We start from the raw sequence: 3,507 nt of genomic DNA, 5'->3' as shown, positions 1-3,507 counted from the left end.
GTCGAGCAGCCGGCCGGCCACTGGACGTACGGGCAACTGGCCGAGCGCGCCCACCGGCTGGCCCACCGGCTGCGCTCCGCCGGGGTCGCCGCCGGCGACGTCGTCGCCCTGTACGGGCCGCGCGGCGCCGAACTGGCCTGCGCCATGCTCGGCACCCTCGCCGCCGGGGCCGCCTTCCTCGTCCTGGACACCGCCGAGCCCGCCGCCCGGCTCGCCGAGCAGCTGACCCTCGCCGCCCCGCGCGCCCTGGTGCGCACCGACGGCGCCGAGGTCCCGGCCGAACTCCTGGCGCGGACCGGGGCCGCCCCGGTGCTGCCCTGCCGCGACGACCTCACCGAACAGCCCGTCGGGGTACCGCAGTTCATCCCCGGCCCGGACTCGCCGGCCTACCTGGCCTTCACCTCCGGCTCCACCGGCCGCCCCAAGGCGGTGCTCGGCACCCACGGGCCGCTGGCGCACTTCACCGCCTGGTACCGGGACGAGTACGGGCTCACCGCCGAGGACCGCTTCGCCCTGCTCTCCGCCCCCGGCCACGACCCGATGCTGCGCGACGTCCTCGTCCCGCTCGCCCTCGGCGCCACCGTCTGCGTCCCCGACCACGCCACGCTGCCCGGCCGGTTCGCCGACTGGGCCGAGGCGCAGCGGATCACCGTGGCCAACCTGACCCCGGCGACCCTGGAGTACCTGCTCGCCGGCCGGCCCGCCGCGCGCACCGCCCCCGCCCTGCGGCACCTGTTCTTCGGCGGCGACCGGCTGCGCGGACACCACGTCACCCTGGCCCGCTCGCTGAACCCGGACGTGACCTGCGTCAACTTCTACGGCGCGACCGAGACCCCGCAGGCGATGAGCGCCCACCGGGTGCCGGCCGGCGAGCCCGCGGCCGAGATCCCGCTCGGCTCCGGCACCCCCGGCTCCCAGCTGATCCTGCTCAACCCGGCCGGCGCCCCGGCCGGCGTCGGCGAACCGGCCGAGATCCACGTCCGCTCGCCCCACCTGTCCGCTGGCTACCCGGCGGACGCCGCGCTGACCGCCGCCCGGTTCCACACCAGCCCGGTCACCGGCGACCCGGCGGACCGCTGGTTCCGCACCGGCGACCTCGGCCGCTACCTGCCCGACGGCACCGTCCGGTTCTGCGGCCGCGCCGACCGCCAGATCCAGATCCGCGGCTTCCGGGTGGAGCCCGCGGAGGTGGAGGCCCGGCTGCGCGAGCACCCCGGCGTCGCGGACTGCGTGGTCGGCCTCCAGGGCGCCGACGGTGGAGACGCTGTTGACGGCGCCGACGCCGGCGGCCCGCGCCTGGTCGCCCACTGGACCCCGGCCACGACCGCCGCGCCGACCGCCCGGGAACTGCGCGAGCACACCGGCGCCGTGCTGCCCGACCACCTGGTGCCCGCCGCCTTCGTCCGGCTCGACGCGCTCCCGCTGCTGCCCACCGGGAAGGTCGACGTGTCGGCGCTGCCCGCCGCGCCCGCCGCCGAGCGCGACGCGGACGAGCCGTACGCCGCCCCCGTCACCGAGGTGGAGAAGGCCCTCGCCGCCATCTGGGAGGACGTCCTCGGCGTCGAGCGGGTCGGCCTGAACGACGACTTCTTCGCCCTCGGCGGCCACTCGCTGCTGGCCACCGTGGTCACCCACCGGGTGCGCGAGGCGCTCGGCACCGAGATCGCCGTCCGCGCCCTGTTCGAGGACCGCACCGTGGCCGGCCTGGCCAAGCTCGTCGAGCAGCAGGGCGACGCGGTGGGCGCCGGCGCCCCCGGCCCGATCCGCTCGGTGGCCCGCACCGAGGCCGGCCTGGACGACCTGCTGGCCCGGCTGGGCGCCCTGACAGACGGGGAGGGATGACCGGATGCGCTGGACCGAGAAGCTCGCCGCCCTCACCGCCGCGGACCGCAACCGGCTGGGCCGGCTGGTGGAGCAGGAGGGGAGCGTCATGAACCTCTTCCCGCTCTCCTACACCCAGGAGTGGGTGTGGTGGAACAGCCGGCTGCAGCCCGCCTCGCCGATGCACAACGTCTCCGCCACGCTGCGGCTCGACGGCCCGCTCGACCCCGCCCTGCTGGACCGGGTGCTGCGCGAGATCGTCACCCGGCACGAAGTCCTGCGCACCGGCTTCCACGTGCTCGGCCGCACCGCCGTCCAGGCCGCCGAGGAGCCCCCGGCCGGCCCGCTGATCACCGAGCGCGACCTGCGCGCGGTGCCGGACGGCGAGCGGGAGGCGCAGGTCCTCGCGCTGGTCGGGCAGGAGCGGGCCCGGCCGTTCGCCCTCGCCGAGGGCCGACTGCTGCGGGCGCTGCTGCTGCGCACCGCCGAGGACAGCTCACTGCTCGCCCTGACGACCCATCAGATCGCCTTCGACGACTGGTCGATCGGCATCCTGGTGCGCGAGGTGGGCGAGCTGTACGCGGCCTTCCGGGCCGGCCGGCCCTCCCCGCTCGCCCCGCTGCCGGTGCAGTACTCGGACTTCTCGCTGTGGCAGCGGCAGTGGATGGACGAGGCCCGGATGGAGGCCGAGTTCGGCTACTGGGAGTCCCGGCTGAGCGGCCTGCCCGCGCTGCTGGACCTCCCGGCCGACCTGCCCCGGCCCGCCCAGCGGTCCTTCCGGGGCCGGGTGCTCGACCTCCCGCTGGACGAGGCCGTCACCGAACGGCTGCGCGCGCTGTGCCGCGGCACCGGCGTGACCACGTACATGGCCCTCACCGCCGTCTTCCACCTGCTGCTCGGCCGCGCCACCGGGCAGTCCGCGTTCGCCACCAGTACGCTCACCGCCTACCGGACCCGTCCGGAGGTGGAGCACGTGATCGGCGACTTCGGCAACATGATCGCGGTCGTGGCGGCGCCGAACGGACCGGGCACCACCTTCACCGATCTGCTGGCGGCCACCCGCAGCGCCGTCCTGGAGGCCCAGGAGCACGCGGACATGCCCGCCCACCGGATCACCGGCCGGCTGCGGCCCCGCCGCGAGGACAGCCACAACCCGCTCACCCAGGCGATGTTCCTGAGCGTGCACGCGATGAACTCGGTCGCCGGCGCGGACCTCGGGGAACTGCGGGTGGGCTTCGCCCGGATCGGCGAACCCACCGCCTCCAGCGCCTTCGACGTGGAGGTCCGGCTGGTGGAGAAGCCGTCCACCCTCACCGTGCAGTTCGTGCTCGCCGAGGACCTCTTCACGGCGGCCGGCGCCGCCCGGCTGGTGGGCCAGTACGCGGAAGTGCTCACCGCCGTGCTGGACCGCCCGGACGCCCCGACCGCCGAACTCGGCGCCCCCGCCCCGGCGTTCCCGGCGGCCGAACCCGCCGAGGGCATCGCCGAGGCGGTCCGCCGCGCCGCCGAACTTCGCCCGCAGGACGTGGCGTTGGCGACCGCGGACGGCCCGCTCGGCTACCGGGAGCTGTGGCAGCTGGTCACCGGGGTGCCCCAGGGCTCCCCGGCGGACGGCCCGCTGCCGCTCGCCGACATCGCGCCCACGCCGGCCGCCGCCGCCCGGCTGCTCGCCGCGCTGCGGGACGG

The 3,507-nt window shown here is 76.6% G+C and carries 2 protein-coding genes; both read left to right on the top strand.

Annotated features, from left to right (window positions below):
• The coding region (locus BG452_RS31620; RefSeq protein WP_188307788.1) for a non-ribosomal peptide synthetase at window positions 1-1,842 on the top strand (1,842 nt) is incomplete at its 5' end.
• A 4-nt stretch (window positions 1,843-1,846) separates the two neighbouring features.
• Window positions 1,847-3,507: condensation domain-containing protein (locus tag BG452_RS31615; RefSeq protein ID WP_223243008.1), on the top strand; the 1,661-nt coding region annotated here is incomplete at its 3' end.

This window comes from Streptomyces sp. CBMA123 (assembly GCF_014596465.1).
GTDB lineage: Bacteria > Actinomycetota > Actinomycetes > Streptomycetales > Streptomycetaceae > Kitasatospora.
This window is presented reverse-complemented; position numbering and strand designations above follow the sequence as displayed.